18 protein-coding genes, 1 tRNA gene and 1 pseudogene are annotated in these 22936 nt (G+C 68.6%); 15 read left to right on the plus strand and 5 right to left on the minus strand.

Annotation, left to right across the window (positions count from 1 at the left end; translation table 11 throughout):
- Nucleotides 1–77: 77 nt before the first annotated feature.
- From ACG2DA_RS13035 to ACG2DA_RS13045, 3 genes are all read right to left on the minus strand, one after another.
- Nucleotides 78–1052, minus strand: a complete 975-nt coding sequence (locus tag ACG2DA_RS13035; RefSeq protein WP_395256165.1) for a DNA methyltransferase — start codon at nucleotides 1050–1052, stop codon at nucleotides 78–80.
- On the minus strand, nucleotides 1043–2533 hold the full coding sequence (locus tag ACG2DA_RS13040) for a helicase-related protein (protein ID WP_395256167.1): 1491 nt from the start codon (nucleotides 2531–2533) through the stop codon (nucleotides 1043–1045). The genes ACG2DA_RS13035 and ACG2DA_RS13040 overlap by 10 nt, the downstream gene beginning before the upstream one ends.
- Nucleotides 2534–2602: 69 nt before the next feature.
- A complete protein-coding gene (locus ACG2DA_RS13045; RefSeq protein WP_395256169.1) occupies nucleotides 2603–2857 on the minus strand; it encodes a hypothetical protein in 255 nt (84 codons plus the stop codon).
- Nucleotides 2858–3172: 315 nt separating this feature from the next.
- Between ACG2DA_RS13045 and ACG2DA_RS13050 the strand changes: the two genes are divergently transcribed.
- From ACG2DA_RS13050 to ACG2DA_RS13085, 8 genes are all read left to right on the plus strand, one after another.
- A tRNA-Ser gene (locus ACG2DA_RS13050) sits at nucleotides 3173–3228 on the plus strand.
- 214 nt (nucleotides 3229–3442) lie between these two features.
- On the plus strand, nucleotides 3443–4711 hold the full coding sequence (locus ACG2DA_RS13055) for a tyrosine-type recombinase/integrase (protein ID WP_395256170.1): 1269 nt from the start codon (nucleotides 3443–3445) through the stop codon (nucleotides 4709–4711).
- A 277-nt stretch (nucleotides 4712–4988) separates the two neighbouring features.
- Nucleotides 4989–7316 (plus strand): hypothetical protein, encoded by a 2328-nt coding sequence (locus ACG2DA_RS13060; RefSeq protein WP_395256172.1) that lies wholly within the window; start codon nucleotides 4989–4991, stop codon nucleotides 7314–7316.
- 1262 nt (nucleotides 7317–8578) lie between these two features.
- Nucleotides 8579–9046 (plus strand): DUF488 family protein, encoded by a 468-nt coding sequence (locus tag ACG2DA_RS13065; RefSeq protein ID WP_395256174.1) that lies wholly within the window; start codon nucleotides 8579–8581, stop codon nucleotides 9044–9046.
- A gap of 243 nt (nucleotides 9047–9289) precedes the next feature.
- The gene (locus tag ACG2DA_RS13070) at nucleotides 9290–10954 is read left to right on the plus strand and encodes a type I restriction-modification system subunit M (protein ID WP_395256176.1); all 1665 of its coding nucleotides are present in this window, start codon (nucleotides 9290–9292) and stop codon (nucleotides 10952–10954) included.
- A gap of 94 nt (nucleotides 10955–11048) precedes the next feature.
- Nucleotides 11049–12269: a restriction endonuclease subunit S gene (locus ACG2DA_RS13075; protein WP_395256177.1), complete on the plus strand. Its 1221-nt coding sequence runs from the start codon at nucleotides 11049–11051 to the stop codon at nucleotides 12267–12269.
- The gene (locus ACG2DA_RS13080; RefSeq protein WP_395256178.1) at nucleotides 12262–13572 is read left to right on the plus strand and encodes an FRG domain-containing protein; all 1311 of its coding nucleotides are present in this window, start codon (nucleotides 12262–12264) and stop codon (nucleotides 13570–13572) included. Before ACG2DA_RS13075 ends, ACG2DA_RS13080 begins: the two co-directional genes overlap by 8 nt.
- Nucleotides 13565–16723, plus strand: coding sequence for a type I restriction endonuclease subunit R (locus ACG2DA_RS13085; protein WP_395256179.1), 3159 nt, complete (start codon nucleotides 13565–13567; stop codon nucleotides 16721–16723). The genes ACG2DA_RS13080 and ACG2DA_RS13085 overlap by 8 nt, the downstream gene beginning before the upstream one ends.
- Nucleotides 16724–16766: 43 nt before the next feature.
- Here ACG2DA_RS13085 and ACG2DA_RS13090 read toward each other — a convergent pair.
- Nucleotides 16767–16889 (minus strand): annotated as a pseudogene (locus ACG2DA_RS13090) (SAM-dependent DNA methyltransferase); the annotation flags it as partial.
- A 387-nt stretch (nucleotides 16890–17276) separates the two neighbouring features.
- On the opposite strand from ACG2DA_RS13090, the gene ACG2DA_RS13095 reads away from it, so the two are divergent.
- Nucleotides 17277–17981 carry a hypothetical protein gene (locus ACG2DA_RS13095; RefSeq protein ID WP_395256180.1) on the plus strand — a complete coding sequence of 235 codons (705 nt, stop codon included), beginning with the start codon at nucleotides 17277–17279 and terminating at the stop codon, nucleotides 17979–17981.
- A gap of 160 nt (nucleotides 17982–18141) precedes the next feature.
- On the opposite strand, the gene ACG2DA_RS13100 is transcribed toward ACG2DA_RS13095, so the two are convergent.
- Nucleotides 18142–18426: a hypothetical protein gene (locus tag ACG2DA_RS13100; RefSeq protein ID WP_395256182.1), complete on the minus strand. Its 285-nt coding sequence runs from the start codon at nucleotides 18424–18426 to the stop codon at nucleotides 18142–18144.
- 195 nt (nucleotides 18427–18621) lie between these two features.
- Here ACG2DA_RS13100 and ACG2DA_RS13105 point away from each other — a divergent pair, with 195 nt between their 5' ends.
- The 6 genes from ACG2DA_RS13105 (at nucleotide 18622) to ACG2DA_RS13130 (ending at nucleotide 22795) form a co-directional block, all read left to right on the plus strand.
- Nucleotides 18622–18963: a hypothetical protein gene (locus ACG2DA_RS13105; RefSeq protein WP_395256183.1), complete on the plus strand. Its 342-nt coding sequence runs from the start codon at nucleotides 18622–18624 to the stop codon at nucleotides 18961–18963.
- A 45-nt stretch (nucleotides 18964–19008) separates the two neighbouring features.
- On the plus strand, nucleotides 19009–19413 hold the full coding sequence (locus ACG2DA_RS13110; RefSeq protein ID WP_395256184.1) for a DUF1257 domain-containing protein: 405 nt from the start codon (nucleotides 19009–19011) through the stop codon (nucleotides 19411–19413).
- Nucleotides 19414–19415: 2 nt separating this feature from the next.
- The gene (locus tag ACG2DA_RS13115; protein ID WP_395256185.1) at nucleotides 19416–19610 is read left to right on the plus strand and encodes a DUF2997 domain-containing protein; all 195 of its coding nucleotides are present in this window, start codon (nucleotides 19416–19418) and stop codon (nucleotides 19608–19610) included.
- 376 nt (nucleotides 19611–19986) lie between these two features.
- Nucleotides 19987–21402, plus strand: coding sequence for an ATP-binding protein (locus ACG2DA_RS13120; protein WP_395256187.1), 1416 nt, complete (start codon nucleotides 19987–19989; stop codon nucleotides 21400–21402).
- 95 nt (nucleotides 21403–21497) lie between these two features.
- Nucleotides 21498–22538, plus strand: coding sequence for a hypothetical protein (locus tag ACG2DA_RS13125; RefSeq protein ID WP_395256188.1), 1041 nt, complete (start codon nucleotides 21498–21500; stop codon nucleotides 22536–22538).
- Nucleotides 22535–22795: a hypothetical protein gene (locus tag ACG2DA_RS13130; protein ID WP_395256189.1), complete on the plus strand. Its 261-nt coding sequence runs from the start codon at nucleotides 22535–22537 to the stop codon at nucleotides 22793–22795. Before ACG2DA_RS13125 ends, ACG2DA_RS13130 begins: the two co-directional genes overlap by 4 nt.
- Nucleotides 22796–22936: the final 141 nt, after the last annotated feature.

A 22936-nucleotide genomic window follows, 5' to 3' on the forward strand; every position in this document is an offset into this window, starting at 1 on the left:
CGGCAGCAATGCGGTGATCTTGCGGGCCATCGGGACTCGGGGAGCGAGCGGTGAGGGGGACGGGGAGCGGGAGCGGGTCAGGACGCGAGGTCGGCGAAGAGCGGGTTTTGCACCGCCTCGTAGTCGCGGCTCGCGTGTTCCAGGTTCTTCAATCCTTGGGCGAAGTAGCCGGGGTGCAGTTCGATCCCGACCGCCTTCCGGCCGTTCAGAACCATCCCGAACGGCTCGCTCATCACGCCGCCGAACGGCGTCAGGCCGACCTCGCCCGGGTTGCTGATGAGTTGCACCGCCCGCTCGATCACGTCCAGTTGCAGCGGGTGGACGTGCTTCTCGTCGCGGTCGTCGGCGCCGGCCCGGTACGGCAGGACGCGGTCGATCCGCACGTCGTCCCACACGCTGCTCGCGTACCGACGCCAAATCCATTGGCTGTAGAGGTTCTTTTTCTGGTCCCCCTCCATGCCGCGGAACTTCAACAGTTCGGGCGGCACCTCAGTCTCGCCGGCGTAGTACGTCAGGCCGGTCTCGTAACGGACCGGCACGGCGTTCTCGCCCGCCCGGCGGAACATCAACAGGTAGTCCGCGTTGGCGATGCTCGTCCGGGTCGCGTCGTCGCAGAGCGTCGCGTGATGGAGGCTTTTCATCATCGTGCGGTTCCGCACGGCCAGCGGCTCTTTCCAGATCACCCGCCGTCCCGCGTAGTCGAATCCGCGGGCCTCGTGCTCGCGGATGATCCGGCCGGGCAGGTCGAACACCGCGTCGCAGCCCGCGTTGGAGAGCGGGATGTCCATGCAATGCACGGCGCTGATCCGCCCCGGCTTCGTGACCCGGGCGATTTCCTCGATACAGAAGCCGTACTGCTCGAAGAACTCCTCGCGGTCGACGCAGTTACTCATGTCCCGTTCGTCGCTGCTGTACTGGTACAGCCCCGCGAACGGCGGCGAGTAGACACTAAAGTCGATCGAGCGGTCCGCCAGAACCTCCCGCATGACTTCGACGCAGTCGCCGCAGTAGACGGCGTAGCGGTCCGTCACCGCCTGTTGTTTCACAGCCATTTCGGGGCCTCCGCGGGAAGAATGTAAAGGTCCTCACGAACGGCCTCGGCCGCGTCGTTCATCTCACGAACCAGCGCCTCGAACATGAGGTCGGCCCGCGCCTGCTTCGCTTTCAGGTTCTCCACGACTCCGGCCTCGCCGGGCGTGGCGACCACGTCCACGAACACGGGGCGGGTCTGCCTGAACCTCCAGTGGCGACGCACGGCTTGATAGTGCTGCTCCATCGAGTGCGTGGCGAACGTCACTACGCGGTTGCAGTGCTGCCAGTTGAGGCCCCATGCCCCGATCTTCGGCTTGAGCACCAGCACCCGCAGTTCGCCGGCGGCGAAGGCGTCGTACAGTTCCACACGCCGCTCGTCGGGCGTCGCTCCGGCGATCTGTTCGGCCCCCGGGATCGCCTTCACCAGCGCGTCCCCTTCCGCGTTCGTGTGACACCAGACGGAAACGGGCTCGTCGTGGTCGCACAGCCGGGCGGCGGCCTCGCACCGGGCGTGCAAAGTCCGCTTCCGTTCCTTTCGCTCTTCGTGCAGGCCAACGGCGGGGATCTCGAACAGCCGGTCCGCCGGCGGCCCCCCGTCGCGGACGACGTGAACCGTCTCGGTCAGCGGCGGCAGGTCGAATCCGTCGTCCGAAAACCCAAGGTCCGACGGGCGGCGGCAGGCGCGAGCCCACGACGCGACCCAGCGCCAGAACGGCGTGACGGCATGGTGCTTGAGGCGGTACTGGCCGATCGACTGGGCGACGCGGTACGACAGCTTTCGGTAGTAATTCGCGTCCATCGCGGCCAACCCCTCCGCCACGTCGCGCTTCCGCCGCTCCCTCGCCTGCCCCTTGTCGTCCAGATAGCGGAAGAACCGGCCGAGCATCTCCGACCGGGTCAGGTCGCCGAGCGCCTCCGAGGACGACCCGAGTTCCGTGTAGTCGTTCGGCGACGGCGTCGCGGACAGCAGCAGCCGCCACCGCATCTTCGACAGGAACCGCGTCACCCGCTTCCGGGTCTCGCCGCGGAAGCTCTTGAGGATGCTGGCCTCGTCGCACGCCGCCCCGGCGAAGTCAGACGGATCGAACAGGTGCAGCTTCTCGTAGTTCGTGATGACGACCCGAGCGGCCGGGAGCCGACCGTCCATACAGACCGCGGCGTCCACGCCGAACCGTTCGGCCTCCGCGGCGAACTGCCGGGCGACGGCGAGCGGCGTGAGAATCAGGAAGCGGCCTCCGGACCGCCGCACGACGTTCTCCGCGAACACCAGCGACATCAGGCTCTTGCCCGTGCCGCAGTCAGTGAACAGCGCCGCCCGGCCGCGGCGGATCGCCCACTCGTCAAGATGCCGCTGAAACGGCATGAGACAGTCGGGAAGCCACACCGGATCGAAGCCGAACCCGCCCGGGAGTTGCGTCTTGCGGTGCAGGAACGCGGCGTACTGATCCTCCCGCGCCGCCGCGGCGGCGTCGGTCGGCGATAGAAGGGACGCGGCGGTCATGGGGTTGGGTCCAGGTCGTGTCGTCAGAGGGGGCGTCGGGGACGCGGGGGACGGGGAGCGGTCAGGCGGCTACCGCTGGCGGGCCGCAAGGAACTCACGGAGGCTCCGCTTGCAGACCCGGGCGTTCCGGCCGTTGCGGGTGTTGCTCATGCGGATGCCCTCGCCCGGCGGCAGCTTCGCCCAGGCGTAGATGGAGGTTTTCCCGCAGTCCGCGAACGCCATCGCGGACGGGACCGACAGCGCCCCCTCGCAGAAAATCTCGTAGCCCCACTCCGCGTCGGCGGCACCCGTTTGGGCAGTCGGCTTGTGCAGTGTGGCGGGCATTGAAAGTCTCGCAGGGGGCTCGTTTCGGTTCGGCGATTAGAGCAGCCCGCGACAGCCTGTGAAGCCCGCCGTTCGCGTCAGACGCTAGCCCGCTAGGCCCATTTCCGCTCCTCGCCGCCCCTCTCCCGAAAACGACCCCCGGTCGCCGAAGAAAAACTTCGGGAAATATTTTCGCCCTCGTTCGGCGGCGGACGCGGCCACCGACGCTTGCCACTTACGCGGCCACTGACGGGCCGAACCGAAGGCGAACCGCAACGAACCGACGCCTCAGGTCCTACGCCAGTAGAGCGGCCGTTGGCGAACCGAAGGCGAACCGGGCGGGAGTCTGCTTTACACGCAGAAGGTCGGGGGTTCGAGTCCCCCACCGCCCACTCGGTTCAGCGAACCGTCTTTTCCTTTTCCTGTAGTGCCGAACGCGACCCCTCGCGTACCCCGGGACGGTCCCGGGCGCGGCCGGAGCAGCCGCTCGTTTTTGTCAGTCGTGACAAAAACGAGCGGACCGCCAACTGGTCCCGCCCGACGCCCGCCCGCAAGATGCCACGCGTTCCTCAGCTCACTTTCCACTCGACCTCCGGCCAAGCCCGCGTGAGGCTCGGGGGCCGACAGGTGTACCTCGGCAAGCACGGGAGTCCTGAAGCGACCGAGAAATACCACCGGCTGATCGCCGAGTACGTCCGCACCGGGGAGGTGCCTGAAGATGTCCGCCCGGCCCCCGCAAAGGTCGCCGGCGACCCGATCGTCGCTTCGGATGCGACCGTCGACTCCCTCTCGGTCGAAGAGGTCATCCTGCGGTTCTGGTGTTGGGCCGAGGGCTACTACGTGAAGGACGGGGAGCCGACCAGCGAGTTGTCCTCGCTCAAGCTCTCGCTGAAGGCGCTGCGGGGCCTCTACGGCTCAACGCCGGCGGCGGAGTTCGGCCCGCTGAAGCTGAAAACGCTGCGGGAGCAGGCCGTCCGCGACGGGCTCAGCCGCGGCGGCGTCAATCGGCGGGCCGCTCATGTGAAGCGGATGTTCAAATGGGCCGTGGCGGAGGAACTCGTGCCGCCGTCGGTGCATCACGGGCTCTCCGCGGTCGCCGGCCTTCGCCGCGGCCGGACCGCAGCCCGGGAGCCCGAACCCGTGAAGCCCGTCGACCCGGCGCTCGTCGACGCCACGCTGCCCCACCTCCCGCGGGTCGTGGCGGACATGGTCCGCCTCCAACTGCTCACCGGGATGCGGCCCGGAGAGGTTTGCGATCTGCGGCCGGTCGACGTGGACCGGGCGGGCGAGACTTGGGTCTATCGTCCCGCTTCGCACAAGACCCAGCACCACGGCAAGGCCCGCACCGTCTTCGTCGGCAAGGAGGCTCAGGCGGTCCTCGCCGCTTACCTCGACGATCGCCCGGCCGACGCGTTCTGCTTCAGCCCGGCCGAGTCGGAAGTCGAGCGCCGGGCGACGGCGACGGCCGCCCGAGTCACGCCCGACTCCTGCGGCAACGGGGTCGGCACAAACCGCAAGAAGCGACCAATCCGTCGCCCCGGCGACCGCTACCGAACCGCGAGCTACGGCCGATGCGTTCGGCGGGCGTCGGAGAAGGCGGTCCCCCTGCCCCCGGAGTTGGCGGAGAAACTGTCGGCGATCAAATCGCTGCCCAAGTCCGAACAGGCGGACCTGCGGGCGAAGGTCGAGGAGCACCGGAAACGGTGTCACTGGACCCCCAACCAACTCCGCCACACCCGGGCCACCCAGCTGCGGGCCAAGTACGGCATCGAGCTGACCCGCACCGTGCTGGGGCACAGCGACATCGGGACCAGCGAGATCTACGCCGAGCGCGACCTCGCCGCCGCCGAGCGGGTGATGCGGGAGGTGGGGTAGCGGGGGGGGCCAAGAGTTTCCCCGGAAGTTGCGTCGCTTGTGTCGGTGCGTCGTCAACTGAGGACTGCGTCGTCGACGCGGCGACGCAGTCGACGCAAGGATCGGCGAGACTTTCAAGGGCGGTGCGGGCGAGTCTGGGGCAACTGGCCGAACGCCGTACCGCCCTCATCACCGCCCTCATCACCGCCGCCGTCACCGGCCGGCTGTGAGCCGTGGCATGACGTCCCGCGGACGCCCGCTTCATACTGACGCCCCGCCCCCGAATCGACGCGACCCGATGACCACGCCCGACGACCCGGCCCGCCGCCTCTGGGAACTGGCCACTGAGCTGCGGGACGGGGAACTGTCCGTCGAGAACGTCACCCGTGTCTATCAGCGGGAGCACGGGCCGGTCCCGCCGGCGGCGCTGTACAAATTCTCCACGAAGCTGGGCCGGGCGGGTTCTGGTCACGGCGTCGATCACGTCATCCCGCCGTGGGTGGCGGAGTTCGTCGCCTCCGCCGCCGCGGCCGTCTCGCCCGCGAAACCAGAGTCGATCTTCGACCCGTGGGCCGGCGGCGGCCTGCTGACGGTCCCAGTCGCCTCTCACCTGTCGGCATGGGCGGTGGCCTACTGTTATTCCGACGCTGCGGCTGAGATGCTCGAACGCTTGGAGGGGGCGGAGCGGGTCACAGTGTTGCGGGAAGCAGAGCCGGAGGAGGACGGGGACCTGTTCGACGAGACGAAGGCGGCCGCCCCGGTGGACGTGGTGGCCTGTTCGCTGCCGTGGGGCATGCGCCCCCGCCGCGGCAACGGCGGCGGGCCAAAGTCGTTCGACGCCTCCGAGGACACGCTGATCGCGGCGGGCTGCCGCCGGCTGAAGCCCGGCGGTGCGGGGCTGTTCCTCGTTACGGACAAGTTCTTCATCCGGCATCGTGCTGACGGCCAGGAGCGGCTGGCCGAGGAGTTAGGCTTCGGTCTGGAAGCGGCGTTCGAACTGCCCGCGGGGACGTTCTCACCGTCCACAGCGGTGACGGCTCATCTGATCGTCCTGCGGTCGGGGGCGTCCGGTCCGGTCTTCACCGGCCGAGCTACCGAAGACCGCGACCGCCGGGAAACGCTGCTGGAGAACCTGAAGGCGGGGCGGGAGGACCGAGACCCCTCGCTCGGGGTCGCCGTTTCGGCGGAAGAGTTCCGAGGGTTCACCCACTTCGAGCGACGCCAACAACTCGACCTTCAGGTGCGGCGGCAGGGGTTGGAGTGGGTGTCATTGGCGTCGTTAGGGGATCTTTCGATCGCGGGCCGTGGGGGCGACAGTGGAGACCGGCCGGGGGCGGTCTACATTCCCGAACACGAGGCGGGGCAGGCGGCGACGGCGATAGACCTGCCGACCGGACCCAGGCGGGTTCACCGGCTGGACCCCGACACCGAGAAGGTGAACCCGGAATATCTCGCCACCTGGCTCAACACCCCGGCCGGTCGACTTTGGCGGCGATCGCACTCGGCCGGCACCGCGATGCCGATGCTCTCCGCGTCGCTGCTACGTTCTGCCGATGTGCCGCTGCCGCGAGGAGGACTTGCGGTGCAAAACGAGGCCGTCGCCTGCCGCGACGCCATCGCCGCATTGCGACGCGAGGTCGACGAACTCGAGACCAAGCTCTGGGCCAAGCCGGCGGCCGCGGCCGACATCCGCGTACTGGTGAAGAAAGTCAACCACGAGGACCGGTTCGACGACTGGGTGGAGACGCTGCCGTTTCCCCTCGCCTCGGTGCTGCGGGGAACCCGCCACGGGGGGGACGCGCCGAACGAGCGGGTGACGCGGAAGGTCCACTTCTTCGAGGCGCTGGGCCGGTTCGTCGGCACCGTCCTGCTCAGCGGGTTCACCGCCCACGATCCGTCTTGGGCGGTGCTGGGGCCGAAGCTGCAGACCGCTCTGGGGACGAAAAACCTGTCGCTCTCGCGGTCCACCTTCGGCACTTGGAAGGTGACGATCGACATCCTTTCGAAGGCGGGCCGCACGATGCTCAACGACGAGCCGGACCTCGCCGCCGAACTGTTCCGGGTGAGCGACCGGGACGTCCTCCAAATGGTCTTTGCGAAACGACACCCGGACGTACTCGGGCGGGCGAACGCGATTCGGAACAGCGCCGTCGGCCACGTCGGCCGCACCCCCGAGGCGAGGGCGATCGAGACCGACCGGCAACTGGAGGCCCTGATCGGGGAGGTGCGGGAGACGTACGGGGTGCTGTGGGAGCGTTACCGGCTGCTCGCCCCGGTGCCGGGGCAGATGTCCTACCGGAACGGTCGGCTCACACAGCCGGTGCGGGTCGTAACCGGAACCCGCGTCCCGTTCGCTCAGGAGGCGGTCGAAACGCCGACGCCGATGGACGAGGAGAAGCTGCACCTCCGCGGGCTAGATGAGGCGCGGTCATTAGAGTTGCTCCCCCTCGTGAAATTGAAGGGGACGCCCGCGGCCGAACAGAACTCCTGCTACTTCTACGACCGCGTCGAAGGCGTCGCCGGGTGCCGGTTCATCGCCTATCACGGGACGGAGGACGGGGAGCACACCGACGACGACCCCGCGGTGATGCGGGCCGTCACGAGCTTGGAGGAGGAGCCGGCGTGAGCGTGGCGGATCGGCACCCCTGAAGCAGCGGGACGTCGACACACTGCCGGGGCCCGGAGATCACCCCCGCGCCCATGACGCCGACCGACCCGCGGGCGGAACTGAACGGCCTTGACGAGGCCCAGCGGATCGAGGCACAGACGGTCTCGGAAGTCTGCAAGAGCTTTTTGAAGCCGGTCGCGGTGTTCGCCAACGAGCCGGGGCTATACGGCGGGGTGGCTGCTGCTGGGGGTGGTAGCCGAGGAGTTTGGCGGGCAGGTCGTCTGCCGGCTGGAGGGCGTGCCGAACCCGGACGGGATACCGACCGACTTGGCGTCGCTGTGCGTCCCCCCGAGCAGAATCGGGCGGTGTGACCGGCGGGTCGGACTGCGTCGACGGACGCCCACTCAGGGTTCGCACCGGAACTCGCGTCTCGTGCGTCTCCCGCGTCTCCCGCGTCTCCGCCGGCCCGAGACGTGGGAATCGCCGGTCTCGCGGCATTCCGGCCGCCGGCGGGATGCCGGGCGGGGCGTACCCGCCGACGCAGACCAAGCCCGCCCCCGAGACTCCGACCGGACTCGCGTCGACTGCGTCGGTGCGTCGAGAAAGGAGTGGGCGTCGACGCAAGAATCGGTGGAACCTGGGGAGCGGTCGGATTCCCCCGAGCGTGGCTTCCCGGCAGCGGGCCGTGTCTGCAGTACCCCCGTGCGGCCATGATCGACACATGGCGGGGACGCTTGGCCCGAGACCTTTGCCCGGACATGGCTTCGCCCGCGTCGGCGCGGCGACGGTGAACCACTGAACCGCTGGGCGACGCATCGACGCGATCGTCGCATTTGCCGGCGAGAGTTTAGGCCGCGGTGCGGTCGCGATCGGGATGCCGCCGAGCGGGCGATGAGGGAGGTGGGGTGAGGCACCGGATCAGTTCGACGCCGTTCCCGGCCGGAGAAGATCCCCGAAACCCGCGTCGAAAGTCTGGGGGCGGAGGGGGGAGACGAGGGTCGGTCGCCGGGTCGGTCCGCCGGGCATCACCCGCCGTCGGCTCCCGCCCCGTCCACGCCGCCCCGCCCCGAGCGTCGGGATCGTCGCGGCGGCGCCCGACCGCGGCCGGGCGCTCCGGCATCGGCCGATCGAACGCCTCTTCTGCCCCGTCGGCCGCGACGACGTACGATGGGCCGGCGCCAGATCGGTCACGGGCCGCAGCGGACGCTCGGCCGGCGGCCAGCCCCTTGAATGATCGCCGGCCTCTCCCCCTGCGCCGTCGCCGAGCAGGAAAGACTGCGATGACCTCGCCACCCAAGCCCGCCGTTTTCACCGCCGGTTACACCGGCGTGTCGGTGGACGGGCTGATCGAGGCGCTGCTTGAACACAGCGTGCAGCGGGTCGTCGACGTGCGGGAGCTGCCGCTCTCCCGCCGGGCGGGGTTCAGCAAGAACGGACTGGCGGCGCGGCTCGCCGTCGATTCGATCGGCTACACGCACCTCCGCTCCCTCGGGTCGCCGCGGGACGCCCGCAAGCGGTACATGTCTGACCACGACTGGCCGACGTTCGCCACGGCCGTCAACGATCACCTGATGACGCCAGCGGCGGTCGAGGCGCTGGACCGATTAGCCGAACTGGTCGGCGACGAGCGGTGCTGCCTGCTGTGCACCTGCCCGGCTCCCGAGCGCTGTCACCGGTCGTTGGTCGCGGAGGCCCTCGCGGAGGTGAAGCGGGTTGAGGTGGTGCACGTCCGATTGCTGGCGGCGTGACGCCGGGAGATCGGGAGCGAGGCCGGCCGTAAGCCTAGCGCCCGCAGGTTCGCGGCGACCAGCAGAACGCCCACCTGCTCGTCCGCCGCGGCCTCGGCGGGGACTAATCGGTGCAGAGAACGGGCGGTGCAGGCCGACGCCCCGGCGCAAGTTGTGACGGTCCGCAGGCTCGGCTACACCAGCAGTCGATTCCGCCCCAACCAGCGCGAACTCTTCCAATACGTCCCCCCAGATCCCGCTTGCATGAGCGACGAGTCCTCCCGCGAGTTTCTCCGCAACCTCGACGCCAAGCTGTGGGCCGCGGCGGACAAGCTGCGGAACAACCTCGACGCCGCCCAGTACAAGCACGCCGTCCTCGGGCTGATCTTCCTGAAGTACGTCTCCGACAGCTTCGCCGCCCGCCGGGCCGAGGTCGAACGGCTGCTGCGGGACGAGGACAGCGACTACTACCTCCCCCGGGACGACTTCGACTCCGACGAGGAGTACGCCGAAGCGATCCATCAGGAACTAGAGGACCGCGACTACTACACCGCCGCCAACGTCTTCTGGGTGCCGCCGCTGGCCCGGTGGGGGAACCTGCAGGACTGGGTCAAGCTGCCGGCGAACACTGAGGTCGAGGTCCGCAACGGGAAGACCGAGACCTACACGATCAAGTCGCCGGCCCTGCTGATCGACCACGCCCTGGAGGCGGTCGAAAAGGAGAACGGCGACCGGCTCAAGAACGTCCTCAACCGCAACTACGCCCAGCTGCACCTCGACCCGGACAACCTCCGCGGGCTGGTCGACCTGGTCGCCTCGATCCCGTTCGAGCACGCGGACCTGCACGCGAAGGACATCCTCGGCCACGTCTACGAGTACTTCCTCGGCCAGTTCGCCCTCGCCGAGGGCAAGAAGGGCGGGCAGTACTTCACCCCGCAGAGCATCGTCGGCCTGATCGTGGCGATGCTGGAGCCCTACCGCGGACGGGTCTACGACCCCGCGATGGGCAGCGGCGGGTTCTTCGTGCAGAGCGAAAAGTTCGTCGAGTCGCACGGCGGCACGACCAGCGACATCAGCGTCTACGGGCAGGAGTCAAACCCGACGACTTGGCGCCTCGCCGCGATGAACCTCGCCATCCGCGGCATCGAGTTCGACTTCGGCAAGCGGTGGGCCAACAGCTTCACGAGCGACCTGCACCCGGACCTGCGGGCCGACTTCGTGATGGCGAATCCGCCGTTCAACATCTCCGACTGGTGGGACGAAAAACTCGCCGACGACCCCCGCTGGCAGTACGGGACGCCGCCGAAGGGGAACGCCAACTTCGCCTGGATGCAGCACATGCTGTATCACCTCGCCCCCCACGGCTCGATGGCCCTGCTGCTAGCGAACGGCTCGATGAGCGGCACGTCCGGCGGGGAGGGCGACATCCGCAAGAGGCTCGTCGAGGAGGACCTCGTCGAATGCCTCGTCGCCCTGCCGGGGCAGCTGTTCACGAACACGCAGATCCCCGCCTGCGTCTGGTTTCTGACGAAGGACAAGACTGCCCGTGAAGGCCGCCGGGACCGCACCGGCGAGGTGCTGTTCATCGACGCCCGGGACGTCGGCTACATGGCCGACCGCGTGCTGCGGGCCTTCACGGAGGAGGACCGCGACTCGATCGCCGGCGCCTTCCACCGCTGGCGCCGCGGCGACGACTACGAGGACGAGCCCGGCTTCTGCAAGAGCGCCACGTTGGCGGAGATCGCCGCCCACGGCCACGTCTTGACCCCCGGCCGCTACGTCGGCGCCGCCGCGGCCGAGGACGACGGCGAGCCGTTCGAGGAGAAGATGGCTCGCCTAACCAAGGAGCTGCGGGAGCAGTTCGCCGAGTCGGCGACGCTGGAGGCGACGATCCGCGAAAAATTGAACGGGGTGGGGTATGAGGTCTGAGTGGACGGACTACAAGCTGGAACAGCTAGCTGCGGACGTGCCAAACGCTGTGGTAGGCGGACCGTTCGGTTCCAACTTAGGAACACGTAATTATGTGGACACGCCCGGCGTCCCCGTGATTCGGGGCACCAATATGGGGAAGGGGCGGTTCGTGAGCGGTGACTTCGCCTTTGTCTCTGAATCCAAAGCCGCGGATTTGTCATCAAATGTCGCACTACCGGGAGACCTCGTTTTTACTCAGCGTGGAACTTTGGGTCAGGTTGCACTCGTACCCGACGGTCCCTTCGCCAAGTACATTGTCTCACAAAGCCAGATGAAGATTACGGTCGATACGGCCGTCGCCGACCGACTTTATCTCTTCTACCTGTTCTCGTCTGCGGAGCAGCAGCATTATATCCGGCAGAATGCGATACAAACCGGCGTACCGCATACCAACCTCGGAATACTGAAGAAGACGCCTGTCTTGCTCCCCCCACCGTCGGAGCAGCGGGCGATTGCGGGAGTGTTGGGGGCGTTGGACGACAAGATCGAGCTGAACCGGCGGATGAACCGGACGCTGGAGGCGACGGCCCGGGCGTTGTTCCAAAGCTGGTTCGTCGACTTCGACCCCGTCCACGCCAACGCCGCCGGCGCCCCCACCCTCCCCCCCGACCTCGCCGCCCTCTTCCCCGCGGAGTTTGACTCCTTCGAGATCGGCGACGTGCCGAAGGGATGGGAGGTGAGCACATTCGATCGGGTCGCGGCTTTTGAGCGGGACACGGTCAAGCCGATGGAGGCCGCCGAGGAGACGTTCGACCATTACAGCCTTCCTGCATTCGACGCCGGTCGCATGCCGCAGCACGACCTCGGCGGAACCATTAAGAGCAACAAATACGCCGTGCCGCCCGACGCAGTACTGATCTCTCGTCTGAATCCAAGAATCCCCCGCGTCTGGATGCCAAATCTGGGCGATCAACGGCGGTCAATTTGCTCAACCGAGTTTCTGGTCGCCCGCCCCCGGCCGAAGATGTCGCGAGAATGGCTGTATGGCTTGCTGACGAGCGACCGTTTCCAACGACGCTATCAATCAATGGTCACAGGAACTACCGGAAGCCATCAGCGAGTTAAAGCGAAGTCCCTGCCGACGCTTCCGCAATTGATTCCGCCACCGTCGATCGTGGAAGTATTTACGCGGTACGTCGCTCCGATGTACGCGAGGATCAGCGCGAACGGCGACCAGTCCCGCACCCTGGCGGCGCTGAGAGACGCGTTGCTGCCGAAGCTGTTGAGCGGGGACCTGAGCGTCGCGGCGGTACAGAGGGCGGTCGATGCCTGACGCGACGGAGACGCCGTACCACGAGAAACTGCCGGCGTGGCCGGACGCGGACGTTATTGACAAGAATGTAGACGGCCTTGTGCCGTCGTCGAAGCTCCGCAGTTGGCGAGACTTCGACGATGTCGTCGACTACTACATCGGACAGGACATCGCAGATGACTACGTCTTCCGCGGACATCACCACTACCGATGGTTTCTAGAGGCGACGCTAGACCGATTCGCTCGCGGATCTATTGAACGTCAAGCCGCGACGCTTCACCTAAGGGATTTTCGTTTGGCGGTGCGGGGCCGCGTGCCGGACAACAGCTTACTGGCTTGGGACGACGGGCCGGACCGTGAAGGGGCGGAATACGCTGAAGATGTTGAGCTATGGGCTGTCGGTCAGCACCACGGATTAGCGACGCCGCTAATCGACTGGACGAGGTCGCCGTACGTTGCGCTGTTCTTCGCATTCGAACGCGAAGACCTGGCGGAGTGGGGCCCCGCGGCGTCCACGCCCGCCGCGACCAGTCGGGCTGTGTACGTCTTGAACGAGAGATTTGTCGCAGATCTGGATAGGGGGCCGAAGTACCCCCAGATCATCGAGCCTTCGAAAGACGACCACGGGCGATTGGTCAATCAGGCCGGTCTGTTCTCATTGGCACCATACGGCGAGACATTGGAATCGTCGCTGCTAAACGCATTGAGCGATAGTGACGTCGATATCAACGACCCTCAAGTGGTCGGACAATACTTGAGGAAGATCCACATCCCGAACACTGAGAAAGACCGCCGGCTCTGCCTCCAGCGGCTACGAAAGATGAACATTCATCATTCGAGCCTATTCCCCGACCTGATCGGTGCCGCGAAATACTGCAACGAGACTTCCCGTGACCGCATGTCCCGGTCCGCCGCCCGGCGAGCATTGGTTGGAACGTCGAAGACCACGACGACCACGACAACCACTACGACGACGACAACGCCGGCGCCGCCGATCGTTTCAGAACCACGGCGTCACGTCAGTCTTGCCAAGAATGTCGGAATCTTGGGGGCGGTCGACGAGATCCTGAATCAAATGAATGACGCGCCAGGCGGGCCTAGCAAGAAATCGCTTAGGGGCGTCGCCGGTACGTTTGAGAAATATATTCGCGATCGAGCCGGCGTCGACTGGTTTGCTCGAGAGTCGGAGCTGGCCGCACTTCGAACATTCCTTAATCGGCAACTATTGCAGGTAAACTATTCTCGCGAAGCCGTGAAGACGGCCGCCGCGGCGGCCGTTGAGGCGGCAGCGAAAATTGCGAAATCGGGAGGCGGCGATGATTAACGAAGACGTCGTCGAACAGCAGGCCCTCGCGTGGTTTCAGGAGACCGGCTGGGACTACCTGCACGGCTCGAAGCTCGCTCCGGACGTCGCCCCCGAGCAGCGGGCGGACGGGCGGGCGGTGGTCCTCGCCGGGCGGCTGGCGGACGCCGTCCGCAAGCTCAACCCGCAACTGCCGGCGGACGCCGTCGAGGAGGTCGTGCGACGGGCGTCGACGCGGGAGCATCCCGACCTCGCCCACGCCAACCGGGCGTTTCACAAACTGCTGCTGGAGGGCGTCGACGTCGCCTACGACGGCTCCGAGGGCGCCAAGGTGGACGACAAAGCCTTCCTGATCGACTTCAAGGACCCGCAGGCCAACGACCTGCTGGTCGTCAATCAGCTGCGCATCCTTGGCACGAAGTGCGTGCGGGTGCCGGACGTCCTGCTGTTCGTCAACGGCCTGCCGCTCGCGGGTGTCGAGCTGAAGAACCCCGCCGACCCGACGGCCGACGTCTGGAAGGCGTACGACCAGCTCCAGACCTACAAGGACGAGATCGGCGACCTGTACGTCCCGAACGTCGCCCTGGCCGTCAGCGACGGCGTGACGGCCCGCGTCGGCTCGCTGACGGCGGCGCCGGAGTGGTTCCTGCCGTGGCGGACGATCGGCGGGCCGGACAACAAGCCGCGGGTGGAGTTGGAGCTGGAGAAGGTCGTCCGCGGGTTCTACCGGCCGGATCTGTTTTTGGACTACGTGCGGTACTTCGTGCTGTTCGAGGCCGACGGCGACGAGGTCGTCAAGAAGATCGCCGGCTACCACCAGTTCCACGGCGTCCGGGCCGCGGTGGAGAGCACGCTGGAGGCGAAGGGCGCCGGCGGGAAGGCGGGGGTGTTCTGGCACACGCAGGGGTCCGGCAAGAGCATCTCGATGGCGATGTACGCCGGTAAGCTGGTGCAGCAGGCCGCGATGGAGAACCCGACGCTGGTGGTCGTCACCGACCGCAACGACCTCGACGGGCAGCTGTTCGGCCAGTTCTCCGCCGCCAAGGACCTGCTGAAGACGCCGCCGGAGCAGGCCGAGAGCCGGGACGAACTGCGGGAGAAGCTGACCGGCCGCCGGGCCGGCGGGGTGATCTTCACGACGGTTCAAAAATTCGCCCCGCTGGAGGGGGAGGAGTCGCACCCCGTGCTGTGCGACCGCACCAACGTCGTCGTGATCAGCGACGAGGCCCACCGCAGCCAGTACGGGGGAAACGCCCGCCTCGATCGGGAGACGGGCAGATATAAATACGGCTACTCCAAGCACCTGCGGGACGCGCTGCCGAACGCGTCCTTCATCGGTTTCACCGGCACGCCGATCAGCACGGAGGACAAGGACACCCGCGGCGTGTTCGGCGAGTACGTCAGCGTCTACGACATTCAGGACGCCGTCGAAGACGGGGCGACCGTCCAGATTTATTACGAGAGCCGCCGGGCCAAGCTGGACCTCAACAACGCCGAGATCGACGAGCTGAACGAGCAGGTCGAGGAGGTGGTCGAGGACGAGGAGGACGACGCGGCCCGGGAGAAAACCAAGGGCAAGTGGGCGCAGCTCGCCAAGCTGGTCGGGGCGCAGCCGCGGTTGGAGGCGATCGCCGACGACCTGTTGGCCCACTACGACCAGCGGACCGCCGCGGCCGAGGGCAAGGCGATGATCGTCTGCATGAGCCGGGACATCTGCGTGTCCCTGTTCGACGAGATCGTCCAACGCCGGCCGGAGTGGGCCGGCACGAAGCTGACGAAGGACGGGCAGGCGGTCGGCTGGAACCCGGACGACGGCGCCGTGCGGGTGATCATGACCGGCACGGCGACCGACAAGGAGGAGTTGCGGCGCCACACCCATTCCAAAGCCCAGAAGGAGCGGTTGGCCCGCCGGTTCAAGGATCCGGACGACCCGCTGAAGCTGGTGATCGTGCGGGACATGTGGCTGACGGGCTTCGACGCCCCGTGCTGTCACACGATGTACGTCGACAAGCCGATGCACGGCCATTCGCTGATGCAGGCGATCGCCCGCGTGAACCGCGTGTTCCGCGACAAACAGGGCGGGCTGGTGGTGGACTACATCGGCATCGCCGCGGAGTTAAAGAAGGCCCTGCGGACCTACACGGGGGCCAACGGTAAGGGGCAGCCGACGGTGAAGGCGGAGGACGCGCTCCGCATCCTAAAGGGAAAGCTGGACGTCATCCGCGGGATGATGCACGGGTTCGATTATTCCGGCTTCGCGGAACATCCCCTCAAACTGCTTGTGCCGGCGATGGAGCATCTCCTCGCCCTCGAAAAAACACCCGACGGCAAGTCCGCAAAGCGGCGGTTTCTCGACGTGATGGCGTCGGTGACGAAAGCGTATTCCCTCTGCGCGACGCTGGACGAGGCCGCGGCGCTGCGGGAGGAGATCGCGTTCTTCAGCGCCGTGCGGGGCGTGCTGGTGAAGCACACGACCGTCGGCGGCGGGAACGAGCGTGCGGACCGGGATTCGACGCTGAAGCAGATCCTGGACAACGCGGTGGTCTCCGAGGGGGTCGACGACATCTTCAAGCTCGCCGGGCTGGAGCGGCCGAACATCGGCCTGCTGTCGGACGAGTTCCTGGAGGACGTCCGCAAGATGCCGCAGAAGCACCTCGCCGTCGAACTGCTGGAGCGGCTGCTACGGGACGAGGTGCGATCCCGGTCGAGGAACAACGTCGTCCGCGAAACGAAGTACGGCGACCGGTTGGCCGAGACGCTCCGCAAATACAACAACCGGATGATCGAGTCCGGGCAGGTCGTAGAGGCGCTGATCCAGATGGCGGAGGAGCTCGCCGCCGCGGTCCGGCGGGACGAGGAGACGGGTCTGTCGCCGGAGGAGATCGCCTTCTACGACGCCCTCGCCGAGCAGCCGGACGTGCTCCGGGAGATGAAGGACGAGGCGTTGAAGGACCTCGCCTCGGAGCTCACGAAGAAGCTGCGGAGCAGCGCCACGGTCGACTGGCGGTCCCGCCAGAGCGTCCAGGCGAAGATGCGGCTGACGATCAAGCGGCTGCTCCGACGGTACAAGTACCCGCCGGAGGGCTACGAGAGCGCCGTCGACGTGGTCATCAAGCAGGCTGAGCGGCTGGCTGAGACCTGGGCCGGGGGCGGCGCGTCGGCAGCCGGCTGACGGAGGGGCGGGGCTGGCTGGGGTCGTGCGGTCCACAGCTCAATAGGAAATCGAGGTACTTCAGGAACAGCAGCCAACTGGTTTGTTCGGTGTAGTCCAGTTCCGACCCGCACCCGGCCTCCTTGCGGAGGACGTTGTCGAGGTTCTTGAAGGCTTGCTCAAACACGCGGCGGGCGACGGTTCCGGGGACGGTGGACGGGGCGAGTCTGGCGAACGGCGGGGGCCGTCCGCCATCGACGGCGGAGAGCGGCGGGCGGCGGGCGGCGGGAGCGGTCGCGGCGGTTCCGCGGACTATCGGGTCGCCCTCAGCCTGCCGAAGACGTACTCCCGGCAGTGCGACAGGTGGGGGGGCAGTTCGTCCGCGCCGCTCCGCAGCCGCATTCCATCAGTCAGGCCGAAGACCGTCGCGGCACCGGAATGTGAACGGGTGTCCGGGCGATGCTCTTCCGACGAGAAGCTAGGCTCGCTCGTCTAGCCGCTTGGCGTCTTCCGCCGCTTGATAGAAACGAAAGACCCCGGCAGCGTCCTCATCTCCCCTGATCGAGAAGGTGTCGTGCCTGACTCTCCGGACGAACAAAGCGGCGTGCCTCGAAAGTCAGCGCCGATAAAGAAAACCCCCGCTGAGGCCCGAGCCGCCATTGATGCGGTTCTTCGACAGACAAGGATTAATTTGGAGAGAGTGAACTACGAGTTTGGGCCTGACTGGTATGTGGAGAACGGCGTAGACGGTAAGCACTTCCCCCACTTGAAGGGTGAGGATCTACGGAAGCATGCGCGGGACGGGCTGGTGAAGGCGGATTCCCGTCTCTACTTCGACGATGGCAAGCGGGCGCGATTTACCCTTGCGAGTGCGACGACGGATATCTTCGATCCAGACGCCTCGGGGCCAATCGACACCAGCGACTGGACCGAATGCCCGACCGGGGAAGCTGCGGCGCGAATATCTGCGGCGCGTGCGAGAGAACGTGCGAGAGAATGGGAGCAGCTCGATCCAGCCGAACGCAGAAAGAGACTTGAGGCCGTTTTGCCGGGGAGGCCCAAGTACTCCGAGAAGCTTGAGCAACAGAAAAAGGAAGAGGCCGAATCGGATGGGGCTTTTACCGTCATCGTCTTGATCGTGATGGTTGCCGTCACGGCGGGCGGAATCTACGTCTGTAGTGGGCTGATTAACAAGAGCCCAGACAATCGCAACCCATATGAGAGAGACCGGGAAGATGTTCTCCGCGATGACCCGCGCCAGTGGGGCACGCCGTATTAACTCCCATCAGGTCCGGCTTTGCGGCCGGCCCGCGTCGGCCGCCCCCGCCGCCGTCGCCGATCGGATCGACCGGGCCGGGCCTGCAGTCTGATCGAAGCCATCCGGTCTGCCGGGGCATCGCTCGGTGCGCTCGACGGTCGAATCAAAGTGTTACCAAACTCTAGAGCATTCCCGCCGCACAACGATCTCCGCCCGTGCCGGCGGGTGGCAGGTCGCACAGATGACGTGCGGGCCGAACACGCTGATCCAGCCGTCGGGGTGACCGTAGGGGCACCAAGGCCTCGCGGGCGTCCAGGGCCGACAGGACGCCCGCCTTGTCGGCCAGCAGGCGGCGGGCGAGGTGGGAGGCGGCGACGGGGCCGCGGACCCGCAGGCGGTCCCCGTCCCGCCAGACCAGCAACCCCGCGGCGCCGGCCTCCGCCAACAAACCAACGGCGGTGGGCAAAAGGCTAGCGGCTTGGGGAGGAGCGGACTGAACAGAGGCGCGGCAGCGCCCCCCGACATCCGCCGAGGTTGCGGATCGGCGGGAGGGAGGGGTCTGCAAAGGCTAAGGCCGCTAAACGCTGACCAGATCTGCGGCACTGTGAGGCGACCCGCCGGCCTTACCCGCCGGCCCCGCACGCCCCAGTCGGAAGACGCCATGCCCGACCCGCCGCCCCTCGCGGCCCTGCTCGCCGCCGCGGCGAACGCCGCCGAGCCCGCCGCCCCGCCGACCTCCGGCCCTTGGGCGAACGACCTGTTCCCCGCCGTGCTGCTGCTGGCCCTCGGGGCGGCGCTGGTCGCGGTGGGGGCCTGGATCGCCAAGCCCCCGCCCCGCCCGCCGCAGCCGCCGGCGCCGCCCCGGCCGCCGGAAGTGATCTACCGCCCGCCCCGGCGCCGCGGGGGCCGCCGCAACGGCCGCGGCCACGATCGACCGCCCGGGCCCGCGAACTACCAGAGCCCCCCGCCGGACCCGCTCCGCCGCCCCCTGCGGCTGCCGTAGCCGGTCCGGCGTTTCCCATCCCCTCACCCGAAAGGACGCGGCCCCATGAGCCACGTCGTCACGATCGAGACGAAGCTGAGAGACCCCGCGGCGGTCCACGCCGCCTGCGTCCGACTGAAGCTGCCGGAACCGCAACAGGAGACCGTCAAGTTCTTCGACGGCGCCGAGCACAGCGGCCTCGCGGTGAGGCCGCCGGGGTTCGTGTACCCCGTGCTGGTCCAGAACGACGGGAGTGTCCGCTGCGACACCTACGGCGGCCGCTGGGGCGACGACGCCTTCCTCGGCCGCCTGAAGCAGGCCTACGCGGTGGAAGCCGCCAAGCTGCAGGCCAAGGCCCGCGGCCACCGCTGCACGGAGACCGCCCTGCCGGACGGCGGCGTGCGGCTGACCGTCACTGCCGGGGCCGCCGGCATCGGCGGCGGCGCCCACCTGTACGGGGAGGCCGCCTGACCATGTCCCCCCGCATCGAGATCACCGTCACGCCCGAAGGCGAGACCAGCGTCGAGACGAAGGGCTTCGCCGGTGCCGCCTGCAAGGCGGCGAGCAAGCCGTACGAGCAAGTCCTCGGCACCAAGGCCGCCGAGCGGCTGACCCCCGGGTATCACACGACCGCGACGGTCGCCCAACCCGCCGAGCAGCAGGCCTGACCGCCCGCGGATCGGCTGCGCGTTCTTTCTCATCCCATTCCCACACGCCAAGGAGACGCCCATGCCGCGTCGACCGCGGGGGACGACCCCGCCGACTCACGCCCGCGGACCCCGCCGCGGCGCCCCGCCCGGCCGGCGTCGACGCGTACGACGCGTTCGACGCGCATTTCACAGAAACTCCGGGGGCGGCGGGGGATCGCCGTCGGGCCGGCGGGGCCGCCGGTCCCGGGACCGGTCCCCCACGAACTCCAAAAGTCTTGGCGGAACACGCGTCGTACGCGACGAACGCGTCGACGCGGCGGGAACGACCGCCCCGCCGCCGTCCCCCGGCCTGGTCGAGAAGCTGGCCGAGCTGATCGCCGCCGCCTTCCCCGGCGTGCTGGTCGTCAGCGACGAGCCCGGCGAGGTCCTCCGCGACCTCGCCCGGCTCTGCTCGCCGCGGAACTGGAACCTCGTCAGCTGGACCGCCGACGGCACCTGCGAGGGCGGGCCGACCGACCCGCAGTCCGCCGTGGCCGCCCTGCCGGCCAGCGGCGACGGCGAGACGCCGAGCCTGCTGGCGATGGTCCACCCGCAGCGGTACTTCAACAGCCCCGAGCTGCTGGCCGCGGTGCGGTCGGCCCTGCGGGCCGGCAAGACCCGCCGCACGCACCTGATCCTGATCCAGCCGACGGCGGACCTGCCGCCCGAGCTGCGGCGGGACTTCGTCACGGTCACGCACCCGCTGCCCGGCCGCGAGGAGCTGGAGGCGGTCGCCCGCGGCGTGGCCACGGAGGCCGGCGAGCTGCCGGACCCGCTCACGCCCGTGCTGGACGCCGCCGCCGGGCTGACCCGCGGCGAAGCGGAGAACGCCTTCGCCCTCTCGCTGGTCCGCCACGGACGGCTCGACCCGGGGCCGCTGTGGGAGCTCAAGGCCAAGCAGCTGTCCGCGGGCGGGCCGCTGTCGCTCCACCGCGGCGGCCCCGGCTTCGACGCCCTCGGCGGCATGCAGGCCCTGAAGGCGTACTGCCGGACGGCCTTGACGAACGGCTCGCCGCGGGCCGAAGCCAAGGGCGTGCTGCTGCTCGGCCCCGGCGGGGTCGGCAAGAGCAGCTTCGCCAAGGCTCTCGGGTCTGAAGTGAACCGCCCGACGCTGACCCTCGACGTCGGCGCCCTGATGGGCGGGCTGGTCGGGGCGACCGAGGAAAACACCCGCCGGGCGTTGGCGACGGTCGCCGCCATGAGCCCCTGCGTGCTGTTCGTCGACGAGGTCGAGCGGGCACTGGCCGGCACGTCCGGCGGGGCCCAGGACAGCGGCGTCTCCGCCCGGCTGCTGGGGGCGCTGCTGACCTGGCTGGCGGACCGGCCGCCGGGGGTGTTCGTGGTCTGCACGGCCAACGACGCCTCCCGCCTGCCGCCGGAGCTGACCCGCAGCGGCCGGTTCGACGCGACGTTTTTCCTCGACCTGCCCGGCCCCGAACAGCGGGCCGGCATCTGGGAGACGTACCGCGAGCGGTACGGGATCGCCGCGGGCGAGTCCACGCCGGCCGACGCCGGCTGGACCGGGGCGGAGATCGAGAGCTGCTGCCGGCTGTCGGCGCTGCTGGGCGTGAGCCTGGCGGAGGCCGCCACGCACGTCGTGCCGGTCTCCGTCTCCGCGGCCGAACCGCTGGCGAAGTTGCGGCGGTGGGCGTCCGGGCGGTGTCTCGACGCCGAGGCCGGCGGCGTGTTCCGACCCCGAGGCGACCGTGAACCCGACGGACCCCGCCGGCGGACCAGCCGGCCCGGCAAGCAGAACCACACCCTGAACTGACCGCCGGCTCCGACCGGTGCCCCGACCTTCACACGCCCCGGCAGTTCGCCGGGGCGTTTTCGTTTCCCCCCTTCGATCACACGAAGACCGAGCCCATGACCCTGCTGATCGGCCCGCCCCGGCGGGCCCGAACGACCGACGCCCCCGACCTGCCCGACGCCGAGACCGACCACGGCGCCGCGGAGGTCACCGTGCTGGACGAGGAGCGGGACCACCGGCAACAAGTCCCCGCCGAACGGCTGCGGGAAGACGCCGCCGCGGTGCGATTGCACGTCTCCTGGCCCGGCCTCCGCCGCACCCTCAGCCCCGAGCAGAAGGACGAGGCGGCCAGCCCCTTCGACGCCGAGAGCGGGAGCCTGTCCGCCAGCAAGAAGCTGCTGGACACGAAACACCCGGCCCTGCGGGCCGCCGCCAAGGTGCGGCACGCCGCCGTGTCGCACTGGAAGAGCGCCAGCCTGCCGTACCCGGAGGCCGGCGTCCGCCTGCTGCCCCGCGCCGACCTGCCGGCCTTCGAGCGGCGGATGAGCGAGTTGCAGGCGGAGTTGGCCGAAGCCGCGGCGGACGTGGACCGGCATCGGGACGAACTGGTCTCTCGCGCCCGTCGCCGGCTGGGCGACCTGTTCGACCCCGCCGACTACCCGGCGAGCCTCGCCCCGCTGTTCGGCCTAAGCTGGGACCTGCCGGCCGTGGAGCCGCCGGACTACCTGCGGCGGCTCTCGCCCCGCCTGTACCGGCAGGAGTGCGATCGAGTCCGGCAGCGGTTCGAGCAGGCCGTACAGCTCGCCGAACAGGCGTTCGCCCAGGAGCTGGCCGGCTTGGTCGAGCACCTCCGCGAACGCCTCACCGGCGGCGAGAACGGCGGCCCGCGGGTCTTCCGCGACAGCGCCGTCGAGAACCTGACCGAGTTCTTCGTCCGCTTCCGCCGGCTGAGCGTCGGCGGGAACGCCGAGCTGGACGCCGTCGTCTCCGAGGCCGAGGGCCTGCTGCGGGGCGTCGACTCCGCCGACCTGCGGGCCACGACCGGCGTCGGCTGGCTGCAGGACCGCGTGCGGGAGGGCTTGGTCGGCGTGGCCGAGGCCCTCGACCCGCTGCTGACCGACGCCCCCCGCCGCCGCGTGCTGCGGAGCCCGCGATGAGCGGCGAGACGCAGGAGCTGTTCGTCTCGCCCGACGGCAGCGCCCGCGGGCTGTACGGCGAACTGATCGACGCCGGCGCCCTCGGGGCCTGCACGGTCGTGCGGGCCAGCCGCGTCGAGCCGCACCCACGAGGCGGCTGGACGGCGGACCTCTCCCCGGTGGGCGGGCCGGTCCTCGGGCCGTTCCCGCTGCGGAGCGAGGCGTTGGCCGCCGAGGCGGACTGGCTCGTCCTTCACCGCTTGGCCCGGACCGGTTGACGCCGGCCCCGACCGGGGTGACTCACGCCCCCACGGTGTTGCGCTTCCATCTGCCAGCGAAGCGGCGGCTTGGCGAAATCCCCGCCCCGACGGCGTAACGCACGCCCCCACGGGGTTTCGCTTTCACCTCCCCCGAAGCGG

It is taken from the genome of Alienimonas sp. DA493 (assembly GCF_043951915.1).
GTDB lineage: Bacteria > Planctomycetota > Planctomycetia > Planctomycetales > Planctomycetaceae > Alienimonas.